Origin of the sequence: Microvirga puerhi (assembly GCF_020089865.1) — a bacterium.
GTDB classification, from domain to species: Bacteria; Pseudomonadota; Alphaproteobacteria; order Rhizobiales; family Beijerinckiaceae; genus Microvirga; species Microvirga puerhi.
Map to the genome: position 1 here is coordinate 157,722 of NZ_JAIRBM010000009.1, position 18,174 is coordinate 175,895.

The 18,174-nt window shown below is 62.5% G+C and carries 13 protein-coding genes; 4 read left to right on the top strand and 9 right to left on the bottom strand.

Going from position 1 to position 18,174, the window contains the following annotated elements; translation table 11 throughout:
* Window positions 1–196: 196 nt before the first annotated feature.
* Together galU and K9B37_RS13985 are read left to right on the top strand one after the other, a co-directional pair.
* Entirely contained in the window at window positions 197–1,063 is an 867-nt protein-coding gene (gene galU, locus K9B37_RS13980; RefSeq protein WP_224313854.1) for a UTP--glucose-1-phosphate uridylyltransferase GalU, read from the top strand.
* Between the two features lie 50 nt (window positions 1,064–1,113).
* A complete protein-coding gene (locus K9B37_RS13985) occupies window positions 1,114–2,109 on the top strand; it encodes a KpsF/GutQ family sugar-phosphate isomerase (RefSeq protein WP_224313759.1) in 996 nt (331 codons plus the stop codon).
* On the opposite strand, the gene K9B37_RS13990 is transcribed toward K9B37_RS13985, so the two are convergent.
* The 8 genes from K9B37_RS13990 to K9B37_RS14025 all read right to left on the bottom strand — a co-directional run bounded on the left by K9B37_RS13990 (window position 2,106) and on the right by K9B37_RS14025 (window position 12,752).
* The gene (locus K9B37_RS13990) at window positions 2,106–2,555 is read right to left on the bottom strand and encodes an NfeD family protein (protein ID WP_224313760.1); all 450 of its coding nucleotides are present in this window, start codon (window positions 2,553–2,555) and stop codon (window positions 2,106–2,108) included. The genes K9B37_RS13985 and K9B37_RS13990 overlap by 4 nt on opposite strands.
* Window positions 2,552–3,469: an SPFH domain-containing protein gene (locus tag K9B37_RS13995; protein ID WP_224313856.1), complete on the bottom strand. Its 918-nt coding sequence runs from the start codon at window positions 3,467–3,469 to the stop codon at window positions 2,552–2,554. Before K9B37_RS13995 ends, K9B37_RS13990 begins: the two co-directional genes overlap by 4 nt.
* A gap of 346 nt (window positions 3,470–3,815) precedes the next feature.
* On the bottom strand, window positions 3,816–5,501 hold the full coding sequence (locus K9B37_RS14000) for a methyl-accepting chemotaxis protein (protein WP_224313762.1): 1,686 nt from the start codon (window positions 5,499–5,501) through the stop codon (window positions 3,816–3,818).
* A gap of 232 nt (window positions 5,502–5,733) precedes the next feature.
* Window positions 5,734–6,795 (bottom strand): ferrochelatase, encoded by a 1,062-nt coding sequence (gene hemH, locus K9B37_RS14005; protein WP_224313763.1) that lies wholly within the window; start codon window positions 6,793–6,795, stop codon window positions 5,734–5,736.
* Between the two features lie 123 nt (window positions 6,796–6,918).
* The gene (locus K9B37_RS14010) at window positions 6,919–9,147 is read right to left on the bottom strand and encodes an HWE histidine kinase domain-containing protein (RefSeq protein ID WP_224313858.1); all 2,229 of its coding nucleotides are present in this window, start codon (window positions 9,145–9,147) and stop codon (window positions 6,919–6,921) included.
* A gap of 178 nt (window positions 9,148–9,325) precedes the next feature.
* Window positions 9,326–10,834, bottom strand: coding sequence for a bifunctional metallophosphatase/5'-nucleotidase (locus K9B37_RS14015; protein ID WP_224313765.1), 1,509 nt, complete (start codon window positions 10,832–10,834; stop codon window positions 9,326–9,328).
* 160 nt (window positions 10,835–10,994) lie between these two features.
* A complete protein-coding gene (locus tag K9B37_RS14020; protein WP_224313767.1) occupies window positions 10,995–12,329 on the bottom strand; it encodes an NAD(P)/FAD-dependent oxidoreductase in 1,335 nt (444 codons plus the stop codon).
* A gap of 54 nt (window positions 12,330–12,383) precedes the next feature.
* A complete protein-coding gene (locus K9B37_RS14025) occupies window positions 12,384–12,752 on the bottom strand; it encodes a hypothetical protein (protein WP_439651729.1) in 369 nt (122 codons plus the stop codon).
* A 195-nt stretch (window positions 12,753–12,947) separates the two neighbouring features.
* On the opposite strand from K9B37_RS14025, the gene ung reads away from it, so the two are divergent.
* Entirely contained in the window at window positions 12,948–13,652 is a 705-nt protein-coding gene (gene ung, locus K9B37_RS14030; protein ID WP_224313769.1) for a uracil-DNA glycosylase, read from the top strand.
* Between the two features lie 56 nt (window positions 13,653–13,708).
* A complete protein-coding gene (locus tag K9B37_RS14035) occupies window positions 13,709–14,638 on the top strand; it encodes a bifunctional helix-turn-helix transcriptional regulator/GNAT family N-acetyltransferase (protein ID WP_224313771.1) in 930 nt (309 codons plus the stop codon).
* A gap of 14 nt (window positions 14,639–14,652) precedes the next feature.
* On the opposite strand, the gene K9B37_RS14040 is transcribed toward K9B37_RS14035, so the two are convergent.
* The gene (locus tag K9B37_RS14040) at window positions 14,653–18,153 is read right to left on the bottom strand and encodes an indolepyruvate ferredoxin oxidoreductase family protein (protein WP_224313773.1); all 3,501 of its coding nucleotides are present in this window, start codon (window positions 18,151–18,153) and stop codon (window positions 14,653–14,655) included.
* Between the last annotated feature and the right edge of the window lie 21 nt (window positions 18,154–18,174).

Here is an 18,174-nt window from a genome sequence, read left to right on the forward strand (position 1 = left end):
ACAGGTGTCTCAGGACCGGAATTCAAGCACCGGATTAACGTTAGGGCTTCAGCCACAATTCAGGTCGCCGCAGGCAAAAGGGAAAGACGCCCAACTGCAACAAGACCTTCACTTGGGCGTTATATGAAGGTCGAACCTTGACAGTTCCTCTCTCTCGTTCCTCCCTAAGAGACGTCTCTTCCCAATGGCCGAATCTATGAAGCGCATCCGTAAAGCAGTTCTGCCCGTCGCCGGTCTCGGCACCCGTTTCCTTCCAGCCACCAAGGCCGTTCCGAAGGAGATGCTCTGCGTCGTGGATCGTCCCGTCGTGCAGCACGTTGTGGATGATGCCCGCGCCGCCGGCATCGAGCACTTCATCTTCGTGACCGGCCGCAACAAGGCCGTGATCGAGGACCATTTCGACATCGCCTATGAGCTCAATAGGACGCTCGAGAGCCGCAACAAGACGAAGGAATTGGAAGCTCTCGCCAAGGATCAGTTCGACGCGGGCCAGACGAGCTTCACCCGCCAACAGGAGCCCCTCGGGCTCGGCCACGCGGTCTGGTGTGCTCGTGAACTGGTGGGCGACGAGCCCTTCGCCGTCCTCCTGCCGGACATGCTAAGCCGTGGCTCCGTGGCCCAGATGATCGACGCCTACGAAAAGCATGGCGGCAATGTCATCGCCGTCGAGGAGGTGCCGCACGACCAGACCCATCAATACGGAATCGTCTCGGTCGGCGCGGAATTCGGCCAGACCTTCGAGATCACCGGCATGGTGGAGAAGCCGCCGAAGGGAACGGCGCCGTCGAACTACATCATCTCCGGCCGCTATATCCTGCAGCCGGAAATCTTCGACCTGCTTTCGACGCAGGAGCGCGGCGCCGGCAACGAGATCCAGCTGACGGACTCGATGATCCGCCTCATGAAGGATCAGAAATTCTTCGGCATGAAGTATGAGGGCAAGACCTACGACACCGGATCCAAGATCGGATTCCTGATGGCCAACGTCGCCTATGCCCTAGAGCGCGGCGACCTCAGCGCCGAATTCCGCCAGGAGCTCGAAGCGCTGCTGCGGCAGAAATAGCCCGATGGCCGACTTTTGCCCGGCCGCCGCTCCATGCTAGAGGGGCGGCCATGGCATCAGCATCGCTTCTCCCCTCCTCTCCTGACCAAGCCGTGTCCTCGGCTCTGCGCACCCTTGCCACCGAGCGGGATGGCCTCTCCGCCCTCATGGAGGCCCTCGACGGCGGCCTGGGAGCCCTTTTCTCGGACGCGGTCGAGCGGATCGCGGCCGCGCGCGGCCGGGTCATCGTCACCGGCATCGGCAAATCGGGCCATATCGCGCGCAAGATCGTCGCGACGCTCGCCTCGACCGGCACGCCAGCCCATTACGTTCATCCCGCCGAAGCCAGCCATGGCGATCTCGGCATGGTGCAGCCGGACGACGTGATCGTTGCCCTGTCCTGGTCCGGCGAGGCTACCGAGCTTGCCGACATCATCGCCTATGCCAAGCGCTTCCGGGTCCTGTTGATCGCGCTAACATCGAATACGGCCTCGACGCTCGGCCGCGCTGCCGATATCTGCCTGACCATGCCCAAGGCTAACGAGGCCTGTCCCAACGGGCTGGCTCCGACCACCTCCACCACCATGACGCTTGCCCTCGGAGATGCGTTAGCCGTAGCGCTCCTCGAAAAGCGTGGATTCACGGCGGAGCATTTCCGGGTCTTCCACCCGGGCGGGAAGCTCGGCGCGCGTCTCAAGCTCGTTCGCGACGTCATGCATCAGAACGAACGCCTGCCCATCGTCGGAGCCGACGCGCTCATGGGCGAGGCGATCGAAGAGATCGGCCGCAAGGGCTTCGGATCCGTGATCGTGGTCCATCCGGACGGCACACTCGCCGGGATCGTCACCGACGGGGACCTGCGCCGAAACCTGAGGCCCGATCTCGGTACCTTGCCCGTTACCGCCGTGATGACCAGGACGCCGCGCACCATTGCTCCGGACGATCTCCTGGCCTCGGCTCTCGAGATTCAGGAAAGCTCCAAGATCACGGCGCTGATCGTCGTCGAGAACCGTCGTCCGGTCGGCCTCGTGCATTATCTCGATCTTCTGCGTGTCGGAGCAGCCTAAGGATCATCCACCACGAGGGTCGAGCCCTCGACCTTGACGACACGGACCCGGGCGCCGGCGAACCGGTCTGCGCCGGTGACGCGCCAGGAACTGTCATCGACACGGATGCGTCCCTCGCCGTCTCTGATCGGCGCTTCGAGGACGAAGACACGCCCCACGAGGGATTCGCCGCGACGGTTAAGGAATTCGGCCTGGGTGTCCGGCTGCAGCCTCGGACGCGTCAGGGCCCGTCCGACGAGGACTGCACTAACCGAGAGAACAGCGAAGACGAGGGCGGAGGCCTGCCACGAGAGGCCGAAAATGCCGTCGATGACGCCTGTGACGAGAGCCGCCAGCCCAAGCCAGATGAAGAAGACTCCCGGCGCCAGAAGTTCGACACCGGCGAGAAGAAGGCCCAAAATGATCCAGGCCCAGGCGCCGAGCCTCATAAAGGCCTCGACGATCATGGACGCTCTGCTCCGCCGACGACGGCAGGCACGCTGCGTGCCGGCTTCTGCGCACTGCCTCCGTCTCCGAAGACCGATCTCGTCAATTCAGCGATGCCGCCGAGGGTCCCGGCAAGTCCCGCCGCCTCGATGGGGACGATGACGACTTTCTGATTGGGCGCCGTGGCGAGCGCGCGGATCGCATCGATGTATTTCTCCGCGACCAGGAAGTTCGCCGCCGACAGATCGCCGCGAGTGATCGCGTCGCTCACCATCGTGGTGGCTTTCGCTTCCGCCTCCGCCTGACGCTCGCGCGCCTCAGCATCTCGGAACGCCGCCTCCTTGCGACCTTCCGCTGCCAGAATCTGCGATTGTTTCTGTCCCTCGGCGCGCAGGATTTCTGACTGGCGCATGCCTTCCGCTTCGAGGACTGCGGCGCGCTTGTCCCGTTCCGCCTTCATCTGACGGGCCATGGCGCCGGCCAGATCTGCCGGCGGCACGATATCCTTGATCTCCACGCGGGTGACCTTCGCGCCCCAGGGCGATGCCGCCGCATCGACCACCCGCAGGAGACGCTCATTGATCTCATCCCGGTGAGACAGGAGCTGATCGAGATCCATCGAGCCCACCACAGTGCGGATATTGGTCATGGTGAGGACGAGGAGCGCCTGGTTGAGGTTTGAGACCTCATAGGAGGCGCGCGCCGCATCGAGTACTTGAAAGAAAGCGACCGCATCGATGGTGACGCCCGCATTGTCGCGGGTGAAAGCTTCCTGGCTCGGAACGTCGAGGACCTGCTCCATGACGTTCACCTTCTTGCCGATCTGCTCCACGTAGGGGACGATGAGGCCGAGGCCCGGGCTCAAGGTGCGCGAATAGCGGCCGAAGCGCTCCACCGTATAGGCATAGCCCTGCGGAACCGTCCTGATTCCCATCGCGATCGTCAGAATGACGACGAAGACGAGAACGATGACGAAGATATCGAAACCACTCAACACAGGACGGCCTCCAGGCAACGGAGTTGCAGGATCTTCAACCTATCCCAAACCGTAGGAAGCGCCTAAAGCATTTTCAGCGAAGTGGGCCCGGTTCGCCGTCAAAAAATGCATCCTGCCAAAGAAAAGGGATGCTTCCTCGTCAGTGGAAACAGCTCTAGAGCGCGACCGTGCCGAGCAATGGCCTCCGTTCAAAAGCGTCGGCCCCGAAGCACATCCACTTCGAGGCCGATCAGTCTTCTCAATGGAGGAAGGTCGCCGGACAAGAGACCGGGCTGTTTCGCTCCTAAGCTGCTTTCACGTCCGACAGGAAGTCCGCCACCTCGCGGCTCAGGCTTTCCGACTGGCGCGCCAGTTCCTGCGCCGCACCGAGCACCTGCGTCGCCGCCGCACCGGTCTCTCCGGCACCCGACTGCACTTCGCCGATGCTGCCCGTCACCTGCTCGGTACCGCGGGCGGCTTCCTGAACGTTGCGGGAAATCTCCTGCGTGGCAGCGCCCTGCTCTTCGATAGCCGCCGCAATGCCCGTCGAGATCTGCGACATCTCGGTGATCGTCTGTGCGATTTCATGGATCGCAGCGACCACGTCCTGAGTGGCCTGCTGCACGCTGACGATCTGTGCGCCGATCTCCTCCGTCGCCTTTGCCGTCTGGCTCGCCAGGTCCTTGACCTCGCTCGCAACGACCGCGAAGCCGCGTCCCGCTTCGCCGGCCCGGGCCGCTTCGATGGTGGCGTTCAGCGCCAGCAGGTTGGTCTGTCCGGCGATGTTGTTGATGAGAGCGATGACATTGCCGATCTTCTCGGCCGTTCCGGCCAGGGCCTGGACGGTCTCATTGGTGCGCTTCGCGCCATCGACCGCTCTGCTGGCGATGTGCGAGGATTGCGTGACCTGGGATGCAATCTCCTGGATGGAAATGGACATCTCCTCCGTGGCGGCGGCGACCGTCTGCACGTTGGCGGAAGTCTGGGCGGCGGCCGTCGCCACATGCACCGATTGCCGATTGGTCTGATCCGCAATGGTCGTCATGCCCTGGGCCGTCATCTCCATCTCGGTCGCAGCGCCCGCCAGTCCCTCTGTCAGAGCGGACACATTCGCCTCGAAACGTCGCGTGAGTTCATCGAGTTTCAGCGCCCGCCGCATCTTCGCGTCGGCTTCCAGCGCAGCCGCTTCGTCTGCCGCCTGCTTGGCGATGAGCGCCTCCTTGAAGACCTGAACGGCGTCGGCAATCGTGCCGAGTTCGGTCTTCTGGCCGCGGAACGGAATGGCCGCCGCCAAATCGCCCTGCGCCAGCAGCCCCATCGGATACGTCACCGACGCGATGCCGCGAGAGATCGAGCGGATGAGGAGCGTTGCCAAAGCCATCGCCACGATTGTTCCGATGGCGAGAACGCCGAGCGTCAGGCTCTGGACATTGGAATAGACATCGGAGGCCTGCGTCCGCGCCGCATTGGCATTGTCGCGGTTCCATTTCGTCATGCGCGTCAGTGCGGAACTCATCTGCTCGGCGATCGGAACGGCCTTCTGGGAGTTGAGATCCCGAGCCTTCGCAACCTCACCGTTGCGGGACAACTCGAGCACGGTCCGGGCTTCCCGATCATAGTCGATCCAGAGCTTCTTGAATTCCTCGAACTGCTTACGATCCTCTGCGCGATCGATCGTTTTTTCATAGGCTCTCGTGGATTCGTTGATGTTGTCGAGCCGCCAGGAGATCCCCTCCTCGATCTCCTGCGCTTCTTCGCCGTTGGCGAGCATATGGCGCAGGACGATCGTCTGGAACTCACGAACGTCGGCGTTGAGGGCCCCGATCCTCTGTGACGAAACCAGCCAGCTATCGGCGATTTCAGCCGTCTGCTGATTGATGTCCCGGAGACCACGTAGGCTGATGAAGCCGAGCACCAGAAGCAGCAGGACGAAGAAGGAAAACGTGCCGATCAGCTTGGCACGAATGGAGAGGGATCGTAGGGCACGCATATCAGTTCAGGAGGCCCGCCACATCGCCGTGGAGGCTCGCGCCGCTCTGACGCGAAGAAATCAGGCCAATCTGTCATGCCCCGGAAAGGGTGAATATTTTCTTGAAAAGATTTGAAATGTTGTTCGAAATCGAAGAGATTTACGTTCGTTATTCGGTTCTTCCGCAAAGGAATTGCAGTAAGAATCGGCCGCAGGTTTAGCGGCCGATTAGCCCGTCCGACGATGTTTCGTCCTAGATCCAGCCCTGAAGTTCGCGCTCCGCAATGTGGCGGATCACTCGCATGCCGTCTTCGCTGTCGTTGAGGCACGGCAGATAGGCGAATTGCTCGCCCCCGTGATGCATGAAGATCTCGCGGTTCTCACCGTCGAGCTCCTCGAGCGTTTCCAGGCAGTCTGCCGAGAAGCCGGGAGCCACGATGGCGAGACGCTTGACACCGCTCTCGGCCAATGCCTGCACCGTCTTGTCCGTATAGGGCTGGAGCCATTCCGCCGTGCCGAAGCGGGACTGGAAGCTCATGCGGAATGTGTCGGCAGGCCAACCGAAGGCCTCGCGCATCAGGCGCCATGTCTTCACGCAGTGGCAATGATAGGGATCGCCTTTCAGGAGATATTCCTTCGGAACGCCATGGAAGGAGACGAGGATCACCTCCGGCTCGAAGGGCAGTTTTGCGAGTTCACGCTTCATCGACGACACGACCGCATCGATATAGACCGGATCGTCATGATAGGGGGGCGATACCCGCACCGAAGGCTGCCAGCGCATGTCCATCAAGGCCCGGAAGGCGTGATCGCAGGCCGTCGCGGAGGTGGCGGCGGAGTATTGCGGATAAAGCGGCACCAAGAGAATGCGGTCGCAGCCCTCATCCAGCAACGCCTGAATGCGCTCGCGAACCTCCGGTTTGCCATAGCGCATGGCCCAGTCGACAGTGATCCGATCACCGGCAACACTCTTCAGATGCCGGGCAAGATCCTCGGCCTGTGCGCGGGTGATGGTCTTGAGCGGTCCTTCGTCGCGCTCGTTGTTCCAGATCGTGGCGTAATCGCGTCCCTTCCGACCCGGCCGGGTCGTGAGGATGATGAGATTGAGAATCGGCCACCACAGGAGCCGTGGCGTCTCGATAACGCGCCGGTCAGACAGAAATTCCTTCAGATAGCGGCGCATCGGCCAATAGCCGGTGCCTTCCGGCGTGCCGAGGTTGAGGAGAAGCACCCCGATCCGTCCGCTCCTGATCGTCGGATGGTCCACCGGACGGACCCCCTGGCTGAGATCGGCAAGCTTGACAGTTTCATTCATCGAGGGGCCCCTTGGCGCGCCGCGCCTTTTTGATGTGGCTCTAGATAGGTGTTTCCGCGTCGGCAGCCAACAGGACCTCGGGCCGCGCCCGGCCACAGCTCCGTGAGCGGCTCGCGAAGCACCTCAGATGGAAGAAGAGGGGAAGCCGCCAGGCCGAAGAAGGGCATTCAGGGAAACCTTCAAGCCGGAAGGCTCGAAATCCATCTGGACCGCTGCGTTGAGCTGCGTTGCGAGAACCCGGTGCAGCAAGCGCGATCCAAACCCTTGCCGTTTCGGGGACGCAACGGACGGCCCACCCTGCTCCGTCCAGGTCAGCCTGAGCCGCAACCCATCCGGTTCCACGGCAGATTCCCAGCGAACGGCAACGCGGCCGGAAGCGACGGAGAGCGCCCCGTATTTGGCGGCATTGGTGGTCAACTCATGGACCGCCATGCCGATGGGCACAGCCGCTTCCGAGGGAAGCTCTACGGGGGGGCCGTCCAGGACGATCCTCTCGCCAGTCCCATCATTGTAGGGGCTCAGCTCCTTCTCCAGGATCTCACGCAGCGACGCCGTCTGCCATATGGCTTCGGTCAGGAGGGAGTGCGTGTTGGCGAGCGAGATGATGCGGCCGACGAAGGCCGCATAGAAATCCTCGATGCTCGAGGTGGAACGCGCAGTTGCCCCGACGACGGCCTGAACCGTTGCGAGCGTGTTCTTGACCCGATGATGCAGCTCGCGGATCAGCAGAGATTGCTGCTTCTGCGCCTGCCTGCGCTCATCGATCTCGTGCTGCGCTGCCTTGTAGAGATTGCTGTTTTCAAGTGCGATGGCTGCCTGACCGGCAAGCCCCACGACCAGCCGCTCCGCACGGCTAGTGAAGATCCGCGGCTTTTCATGACCAAACAGGAGGGCCCCCTCGATGATTCCGGTTCGCGAGATCACCGGAACGGCAAGATAGCTGCGAAGGAGCGGGTGCCAATCGGGAGCACCGCCATGGGGAGCGTTCTGGCCGTATCGTGGATCGGCAGTGATATCGTCCGATCGCACGATTTTCCCCTCGACCAGCGTCGGGGCGAAGATCGACGTGTGCCGGACCATGGCGATATCGGCGAAGGAGCCGCTGAGCTCGCCTGAAATCGCGTAAGGCATGGCGCGCGGGCCGCCCTTGTCGCCGGCACGCATATGCTCGTCCACGTGATAGAAAAAAGCACCGATCTGCGCGCCCGTCAGCTCGACGCCTGCATCGATCACATATTGGGCGATCTTGTCGAAATCGAGCTCGGCCGCCAGCGCGCGGCCTGTCCGGTTCAGCACCTCCAACGCACCCGTCTCTTTCCGCAGCTCGCTGGTGCGCAGCGTTACTTCCTTCTCGAGCAGCGCCGCATTGGCCGCCTGCTCCTGGAATTGATGGGCGGCAACGGCCATAAGCGCGAGCAAGGCGATCAGCGCGAACAGCGCGAAGGAGCCGTAGATCCGGATCTGGTCGACCCAGGGATTCCAATAGGCATCCGCCGGGATGCTGACCCTGACGTAGAGCGGAAATTCTCCAAGCCTGTGGTAGGCACCGAGCCGCTCCCTGCCCTCGTTGGCAGCTGTATAAAAGCCGGCCTCGGGATCGATGGACACCGCCTTGTCGAAAGACGGCTTGTCGATCGGAAGGAAAGAAATGCTGCCTGGGTCCGAAGGATGCTGAGCAATGACCTTGCCATCGCTGGCGCGGAATAAGCTGACCCGGCTCTTGGCAGGAAGACGCAGCCTTGACCAGTAATCGTTGAAATAGGCGAGAGAGACGGTCACGGAGGCGACACCGTGAAAACTCCCGTCGGGATGCTGCAGGCGACGGCTGACCATAAAGGTCGGAGTCTTTGTTACCCGCCCGATGATCGGCTCTCCGACGAAGAGGCCCTGATCTGACCCCACCTGAGCCTGGAAGGCATCGCGATCGCTGGCATGGGAGGCGGGTGTCGGAAACCCGGCGGTCGTCAGGAGAAGCTTGCCTTCCGGATCATTCAGCCAGATGTCCTCGATATAGGGCAGAGCCTGCTTGACGGCGCGCAGCTGCTCCCAGAGCGCTCGCGCCGGCTCGTGGGCCAGGGTGCTTTCGGTCTCCACGAGTGCAGCAGTCTGACGCAGGGCGACATCTGTCACCTCCAGAAGGCGCGCCGCATGATCGGCGAGGAAGAAGGCATTGTTCCGGATATCGTCCACATCCCGCTGGATCAGGCGGCTACGCTGCTCCCAGGCGATGAAGGCAAAGGTGACGACGATGAAGGCGATGCCCAGAAACCCCATGGCGAGGGTCATCCGCCCGCGGAAGAGGGACTGGCGGCGCCGTTTCTGAGACAGGATTGAATCCGGCGGGCGGGTCACTTTCTGCAAGGAAAGAATCGCTTCAAAAAGTTTTGTCGAGCTTGATCATTCGGTTCCGACTTAAGGGCGACGCGAATGGCGGAAGGGAGAAATAGCAGCCCCTCCCCCGTTTTCCAAACGTCAGGACATAAAAAAGGACCGGAACCGTACAGTTCCGGTCCTTCAATCTGTCACGCCGCTAGCGAAGAACGACGCGGCCTTCCACCTTTGGCGCCACCTTGCCGGCCTTGGCGACGTAGTCGATGACCTGCGACGCCATCAGCTGGCTCGCAGCAACGTCGATGAGCTGCTTCGCGTCCACAAAGGCACGATAGCCGTCGCCGCCCCGGGCCATGAAGTCATTCGTCGCGAGCTTGTAGGTCTTGGCCGGATCCAGAGGCTGGCCGTTGATCGTGACCGACTTGATTCGGCTGCCGGGAGGCTCCTTCATGTCGACCTCGACGATCATGCCGGAGGTCTGCGGGAAGCGGCCGCCGAGCTCGCGCACTTGGCTCACGCCGTTTTCCAGCGCAGCCTTGATCTTGTCGCCGGTCAATTCGAGCAGAACCGTGGTGTTGCCGAAGGGCATCTCGGACAGGATGTCGCGGCGGGTCAGCTTCTGCCCGGCAGCATATTCCTTGTCGGCACGCAACCCACCACCGTTGGTGATGGCGACGTCGGCGCCGACCGAGGCCCGAAGGGCGTCCGCCACCAGATTGCCCATGGCAGCCTCTCCGCCACGCACAGTCGCGCGCCGGCTATCGAGCGCCGTCTCGGTGACGCCGATCTCCACATCGAGTTCCTTGGAGAGCTTGTCCTCATAGCCCTTCACGACGGCCTCGATCTCCGGATCAGGCTTGACCGTCGCGCTGTCGATGATCCGGAAATTCGGCGTCCAGGTCACGGTCGCCTTGCCGTCCTTCTCGGTCTTCGTCACCGACAATTCGACGACATTGATATAGTTGCCCTGAGATTCGGATTCCGTCACCACGACCTTGCCGTCGTAGAACGCGAGCAGATGCTCGTCATGTCCGCTGAGGATCACATCGGCTCCGGAGGAACGCGCGAGAAGCATATCGACATCGAGCGGCGTATGAACCACCGCCACCACGATATCGGCACCCTTGGCGCGCAGATCCTTGACCTTGTCGCGGCCGGTCGCGACCGACGGCTTGAACTTGATATTTCCCGGTGTCGAAACGATGGGCGTATCTTCCGTCGTCAGACCGAAAAAGCCGACCTTGATGCCTTTAACATCGACGATCTTGTCGGCCTTGGTATGAGCCGGCATCCCGTCGCCATCGACGATGTTGGTCGCAAGCACGTCGAACTTGGCCTCCGCCATGCGGGCGCGAAAGGCGTCAGGACCAAGATCGAATTCATGATTGCCCGGCACCATGGCATCGACGCCCATGTGATTGAGGATGTCGATGATATGGGCTCCCTTGTCGAAGCCAGAGAGAAGCGAAGGCGAGATGGTGTCGCCGGAATGAACGAAGAAGGCATTGCCCTTGGCGCGCTCCTCCTTGATCACCGTCGCGAGCTTGGCAAAGCCGCCGCGGCCCTTTTCCGGGCTCATCCGGTCGATGTCGTTGGTCTGCACGAAGCGGATCGTCACGGCCTCCTGGGCCAAAGCCGTACCCGACAGAAGCAGGGAAAACCCAAGAAAGCCGGCGCGCAGGGCGGCCAGCGGACGGCTTTGAAGCATGGTCGAATGTCCTCGCATGGGGTGGGTCCACCGATGATGAACGGAAGCTAGGCCTGAAACGTGTCACAGAAGTAACATCCTGTCGACGGCCCCGGTGACCGTATCCTCAGCAGGCCCAGTTCTCTTTGCGGCTGTCGGCGGCTGCCCGGTGGAGGTTTCCCTAACGGCCTCTCTGCGGTGCGGAGGGGGGCACAGCGTCGGTCGAAACCTGAACAGTGGGTCCTGTCTCGGTGATGAGCCGGGCGCCGCGCTGGAAGGTGAAATAATTCCACAGCCAGTTGAGCGCGACCACAAAGCGGTTTCGGATGCCGATCAGGAAATAGATGTGGGCCAGGCCCCAGAAGATCCATCCGATGAAGCCGCGCAGGTGAATACGCTTGAGCTTCACCACCGCGGCCTTTCGCCCGATCGTGGCAAGATCTCCCTGATGCCGGTAGTGGAAGGGGGCCGGAGCGGCCCGACCGGTGACGCGGGCGGTGATGACGTCCGCCACATAACGGCCCATCTGCTTGGCCGCCGGCGCAATGCCCGGAACGGGATGGCCGTTTTTGCCGATGACAGCGGCCGTATCGCCGACGGCGAAGATTTCGGGCCTGCCTGGAACCGCCAGGTCCGGGCCGACCTTGATCCGTCCGGCCTTGTCCCGCTCGGCCCCGACCCATTGTCCAGCAGGGGACGCAACGACGCCGGCGCCCCAAATAACGGTTCCGGCGTCGATATGCTCGGCGGCAGTCCCGACGCCACGCTCGTCAATGGCGGTGACGGCGGTCGAGGTTCGGACCTCCACGCCAAGCCGCTCGAGCGCTCGCTGCGCATAAGCCGACAAGTCGTCGGGGAAGGTTGCCAAAATCCGCGGTCCGGCTTCCAGCAGGATAACCCGCGATTGACGCAGGTCTACGTTCCGGAACTCCGGCGGCAGTGTCTGGCGGGCAACCTCCGCAACGGCACCGGCCATCTCGACGCCTGTCGGACCACCGCCGACGATCACGAATGTCAGCAGCCGCTGCCGTTCCGCCGGATCTGGGGACAGTTCCGCTTTTTCGAAGGCGATGAGAATCCGCCGGCGGATCCGGGTCGCGTCCTCGATCTGTTTCAAGCCAGGTGCCATCCCGGCCCAATCATCGTGCCCAAAATAGGAGTGTGTCGCACCTGTGGCGAGGACCAGATAGTCGTAGGGAATGGCGAGGGGATCCGTGTGAACGACGCGCTGCTCGACATCCACCTCCGTCACGTCGGCCATGAAAACAGTCGCGTTGCTCTGCCGGCGCAGGATGCCGCGGATCGGCCAAGCGATATCCGACGGTGCCAAGGTTGCCGTTGCGACCTGATACAGAAGCGGCTGAAAGCAATGGTAATTGTGGCGGTCGATGACCGTGATATCGACCGGAACGGATCGAAGCGCTCTTGCGGCTTCAAGGCCGCCGAAGCCTGCACCGATGATGACGACGCGCGGACGCGCAGCCGTGTTCACGGACGTTCGAGGCGAAAGGCGCATATCTGCAGCCCTTTCCCTGTGAGGACAGCAACGAGACGATTCGGTCGTGCCGCACTAGATGGCCCGGACATACCATATGCCGCACGCGAGGATCGCGCCAATCGCCACAATGCTGCCGGCGAACACCGTCGGAAAGCCGTCCTCGTGGTGAGGCGCATCGATGGGCCAAGTTTCTCGCGACCAGCGGACCAGGTTTTCATAACGGCGGGCGAGGGCAACACACATGGCGGACGGCGGAGTGCCCGCGGCTTCGTCGTCGGTTCCGAGGGGCGACAGGCCGGGGTCGAAGACCGGGTTCTTGTCACCTGTGCGGCCGCTGTCGATGTCGGCTTTCAGCATCGCCGCCGTCGGATTCTCCGAGGGCGGGGGCGAAGCGACCGGCCTGATAGTATAGGTTGGCGGAATGTCGGAGCGATCCGTCACTGGGGCCTCCCGTTCGTAACGTGATGGGTTAGAACGCTAGGAACCAACGCTTCCCTTCTTTGCCTCAATGAACGGTCGGACGCGAACACCGTTCCCATGGACGAAAGCGCCGGAGCGAAATCTTGGACGGGACCATGTCCTCGACAGAGCCCAGGGCCGATGCTACCCGCAGAATCCGAGGAGGACTGTGTTCCGATGACCGGCCCCGTTACCAAAGCGCTCACGGCTTTCCGCGCCGATCCTAACAGTGCCGGTTGGTGCACGCTGCCCTTTTTCCGTGAGGGCACCGCCGATGACATTGCGGGAAAGATTGATACAGCCGTTGCGGGGGGCGCTCATGTTCTCCCACCGCCGGAGAAGATCTTCAACGCCCTCGCGCTGACGCCGCTGGAGCGCGTCAAGGTGGTGATCCTTGGGCAGGACCCCTATCCAACCCCTGGAGACGCTCACGGGCTCGCATTCTCCTATACGGGCGGACGTCGCCTGCCGGCCTCGCTTCGTACGATCCTGGCCGAGATGGCCGACGATCTTGACATCCCCATGCCACGCTCCGGTGACCTGACGCGATGGGCGGAACAGGGGGTTCTGCTTCTCAACACGGCTCTGACAGTCGAAGCCGGGAAGGCTGGCGCCCATCTCAAGCTCGGTTGGTCTGGCCTTGTCGAACAGGCCGTCGCGGCCGTGTCGCGAAGTCAGCCTGCCGTGGTGTTCCTGCTCTGGGGCGCCAAGGCGCGAGCATACACCGCGCTGATCGATCCGAAGAAGCATCTGGTCATCGAAGCCGGTCACCCCTCCCCTCTCAACCGTCTCAAGGACTTTCGCGGAACGAAGCCGTTCAGCCAGACCAACGCTTGGCTATCCGCGAAGGGGCTCCCCCCCATCGACTGGCACCTCGCCTAAATTATTTGACTAAGTCAACTAACTGCGCCAACCTCCCTCTCAAGAGGAGACTGGCCATGGACGCCATTGCTGCTGAAGACCGTATCGCTGCGATCCGCCGCTTCACCCGCTTCTATACCCGGCGGCTTGGCGTCCTGCGGGAGGGATTGCTCGACAGCCCCTTTTCGCTCACGGAGGCGCGAGTGCTCTACGAACTCGCCCATCGGACCGATCCGACCGCTGGCGAGCTGTGCCAGGACCTCGACCTGGACCCCGGCTATCTCAGCCGTATTCTCAAGCGTTTCGAGGAGCAACGCCTCGTCCGGCGCGTCCGCTCTGCAAGCGATGGACGCCAGCATCATCTGGTCCTGACGGAGAAAGGCAAAGGGGCCTTCGCGCCGCTCGATCGCCAGTCCCGTGAACAGATCGCAACTCTTCTCATGCCGCTGTCGGAGGCCGACCAGCGCCAGCTCGTTGCAAACATGCGCGCGATCGAGAAGCGGCTCGATTCAGGCACTGCGCAGCACGACTCTTTCGCGCTCCGCACCCATCGCCCGGGCGACATGGGATGGGTCGTCCATCGCCATGGCGCCCTCTATGCGCAGGAATACGGCTGGGACGAAACCTTCGAGGCCTTGGTGGCGGAGATCGTTGCAGGCTTCGTCAAGAACTTCGATCCGGAGAAGGAGCGCTGCTGGCTCGCGGACCGGGACGGAGACATTCTCGGCTCGATCTTCATCGTCAAGCAATCGGACGAGATCGCGAAGCTGCGGCTTCTGTATGTCGAGGCGCATGCGCGCGGACTTGGGGTCGGAAAGCGGCTCGTGGACGAGGCGATCCGTTTCTCCCGCGAGCGCGGTTATCGCCAGATCACCTTATGGACCAACGACATCCTGCACGCCGCGCGGGGCATCTACACGAAGGCGGGCTTCCGGCTCGTGAGCGCGGAGCCCCATCACAGTTTTGGGCACGACCTCGTCGGCGAAAACTGGGTCCTCGACCTCTAAATCTCTTGGCCTAGCTACTCCGCCGCCATTGCCATCGGCTGCGGCGGCGAGCGAAAGCGTGATAGGAGCTCCGCTTCCTCCACCTTCGCCGTCTTGAGGTTGCGCTCCTTCACATGGCCGAAGCCGCGGATCTTCTGCGGAAGGGAGGCAAGGCCCACGGCGACCGCATGGTTGCCGGCATCGAGCTTCGACGAGATCTCCTGAAGCAGGGCCTCGTAGTCGCGGATGAGCTGCCGCTCCATGCGGCGCTCCTGCGTGTAGCCGAAGACATCGAGCGGCGTTCCGCGCAGCGGCTTGAGACGCGCCAACGCACGAAAAGCCTTCATCATCCAAGGCCCGAAGCTCATCTTGCGGGGCAGGCCCGTCGCCGGATCCTTGCGGGCGAGCAAGGGCGGTGCCAGATGGAACTCGTAACGAAGATCATCACCTTCGAAAGCGGAAGCGACCTGCCGCTCGAAGCTGCCGTCCGTATAGAGGCGGGCCACCTCATACTCGTCCTTGTAGGCCATAAGCTTGAACAGGGAGCGGGCGACGGCCTCCGTTAGGGTCGTGGATTCGAGCCCCGTTCTTGCCTCAAGAGCACGCATGCGCTCGACGGTTCTGCGGTAGCGCTGGGCGTAGCGCGCGCTCTGATAACCCGTCAGGAACTGCACGCGCCGCTCGATCATGTCGTCGAGCGTTTCCGAGCGCATCCGTGACTCCGTCGGCGCGCGGGTGGCATTCACGACAGATGACAGCTTTCCTGGCTCCTCGGCCGCCTGACGCCCCCAGGCGAAGGCGGACAAATTCATCTTCACCGCTTCGCCGTTGAGTTCGATGGCCTTCTCAATGGATGCACGGGAGAGCGGCACACGCCCCTTCTGATAAGCGTAGCCCAGCATGAACATGTTGGCGGCAATCGCGTTCCCGAGCAACGCGGTGGCGATGGCGGTCGCGTCGATGAAGTCCGCCCCATTCTCTCCGGCAGCGGAGATGACGGCACGCCTCAGCCGCTCCGTGGGCAAGGAGAAGTCCGCGTTGCGGGTGAATTCGCCGGGCATGACTTCCGCCGTGTTCACCACGAGGGCCGTCATGCCCTTTCTGACAGAGGCCAGGACCTTCTTCGTGCCGGTGACGACGAGATCGCAACCGAGAACCAGGTGCGCCGCCTCCGCCGTGACACGGATGGCGTGGATGTCGTCCTGCGAATTGGCAAGACGCACATGGCTGTAGACGGCGCCGCCCTTCTGGGCGAGGCCCGCCATGTCGATCATTCCGAGACCTTTGCCCTCGAGATGAGCAGCCATGCCAAGGATGGCTCCAATGGTGACGACACCCGTGCCGCCAACACCGGTCACGATGATATTGAAAGTTCGATCGATCGCCGGAACGACTGGCTCCGAAAGGGTTGCAAGCGTCAGGCCATCTGTGTGGGCGCTATCCGGCGCAGCCTTTCTCACCTTGGCGCCGTGGACCGTCACGAAGGACGGGCAGAATCCGGAGACGCAGGAGAAATCCTTGTTGCAGTTAGACTGATCGATCTGACGTTTGCGACCGAACTCGGTTTCGAGCGGCTGCACGGCGACGCAGTTCGACTGCGCCGAACAATCGCCGCACCCCTCGCATACGAGATCGTTGATGATGACCCGCTTGTCCGGATCGGGAAACTCACCACGCTTGCGGCGGCGGCGCTTCTCCGAGGCACAGGTCTGATCGTAGATCATCACCGTGACGCCGGAGATCGCCGCAAGCTCGCGCTGCACGCTGTCGAGCTCCGAACGGTGATGGATCGTCATTCCATCCGGCCAGCGAATGGATTTCGGATATTTGTGCGGCTCGTCGGTGACGAGAGCGATGCGCTCGACGCCCTCCTCCCGCACCTGGCGGGCGATCATGTCGACGGTCAATCCGCCTTCATGCTTCTGCCCACCCGTCATCGCGACAGCGTCGTTGAACAGGATCTTGTAGGTGATGTTGGTCTTCGTATCGATGGCCCAGCGCAGGGCCAGAACGCCGGAATGGTTGTAGGTGCCATCACCGAGATTCTGGAACACGTGACCGCGCGCTGAAAACGGCGCCTCGCCGATCCAGTTCGCCCCCTCGCCGCCCATCTGCGTGAAGCCGTCGGTCTCCCGGTCCATCCACTGCACCATGTAATGGCAGCCGATGCCCGCGTAGGCGCGCATGCCTTCGGGCACCTTGGTAGATGTGTTGTGCGGGCAGCCGGAGCAGAAATGCGGGACACGCGTCGCGACGTCCGCCGTGACGGAGAGAACCTGCTGGGCATGCCTCAGGCGTTGCACGCGCCCGCGCAGATCGTCGTTGTTGTGATACTTGAGCAGACGCTCGCCGATCACGACGGCGATGTCATTGGGATCGAGCGCACCCTTGACCGGGAACAGCCAGTTTCCGTTCTCGTCTCGCTTGCCGATACAAAGCGGCTGGTTGGCGGTACCGTAGAGTTCCTCGCGCAGTTGCACCTCGATCAGCGAACGCTTTTCCTCGACGACGATGACCATGTCGAGACCGCGGGCGAAATCGGCGAGTTCGCTCTGCGAGAGCGGCCACGGGCAGGCGATCTTGTAGAGCCGCAGGCCCATATCGTTGGCCTTGACCTCATCGAGACCGAGTTCGTCGAGAGCCTGGCGCACGTCGAGATAGGACTTGCCGACCGTGATCACGCCGATCTTCGGCTGGCGTCCGCCGAACAGGATCATCCGGTTCAGATTGTTGGCGCGCACGAAGGCGATCATGGCGTCGCGCTTGTAGTCCTGGAGGCGCGCCTCCTGATCAAGCACGCCGTCCCGCGCACGGATGTTGAGGCCGCCGGGCGGCATCGAAAAATCGTCGGGCATGACGATCCTCACCCGGTCGAGGGAACCGTCGACGGAGGCTGTCGACTCGATGTTCTCCTTCACGCATTTGAAGGCGACCCACGTGCCGCAAAAACGGCTCATGGCATAGCCGTAAAGGCCGTAGTCGAGAATCTCCTGGACGCCTGCCGGATTCAGGATCGGCATCATCACATCGACGAAATGAAACTCCGACTGGTGCGCGACCGTCGAGGATTCCGCCGTGTGATCGTCTCCCATGAGGGCCAGCACGCCGCCATGTTTCGAGGAGCCTGCCATGTTGGCGTGGCGGAATACGTCCCCCGAGCGGTCGACGCCCGGTCCTTTGCCGTACCAGAGCCCGAAGACGCCGTCATACCTTCCGTCGCCGCGGATCTCCGCCTGCTGCGAACCCCAAAGGGCGGTAGCCGCAAGCTCCTCGTTGAGACCGGGCTGGAACAGCACATTGGCCTCTTCGAGCCAGCGTCGGGCGCGCCACAGGTTCTGGTCCATGCCGCCGAGCGGCGAGCCGCGATAGCCCGAGACGAATCCGGCCGTATTCAGGCCCGCCAAGCGATCACGCTCGCGCTGCATGAGCAGCATGCGGACCACGGCCTGCGTGCCCGTAATGAAGATCCGGTCCTTGGAAAGGTCGTACTTGTCGTCGAGCGATACGTCACGGAGCGCCACATGCCCTTCGGCCATCGTCCGGTTCCCTCCTGGAGC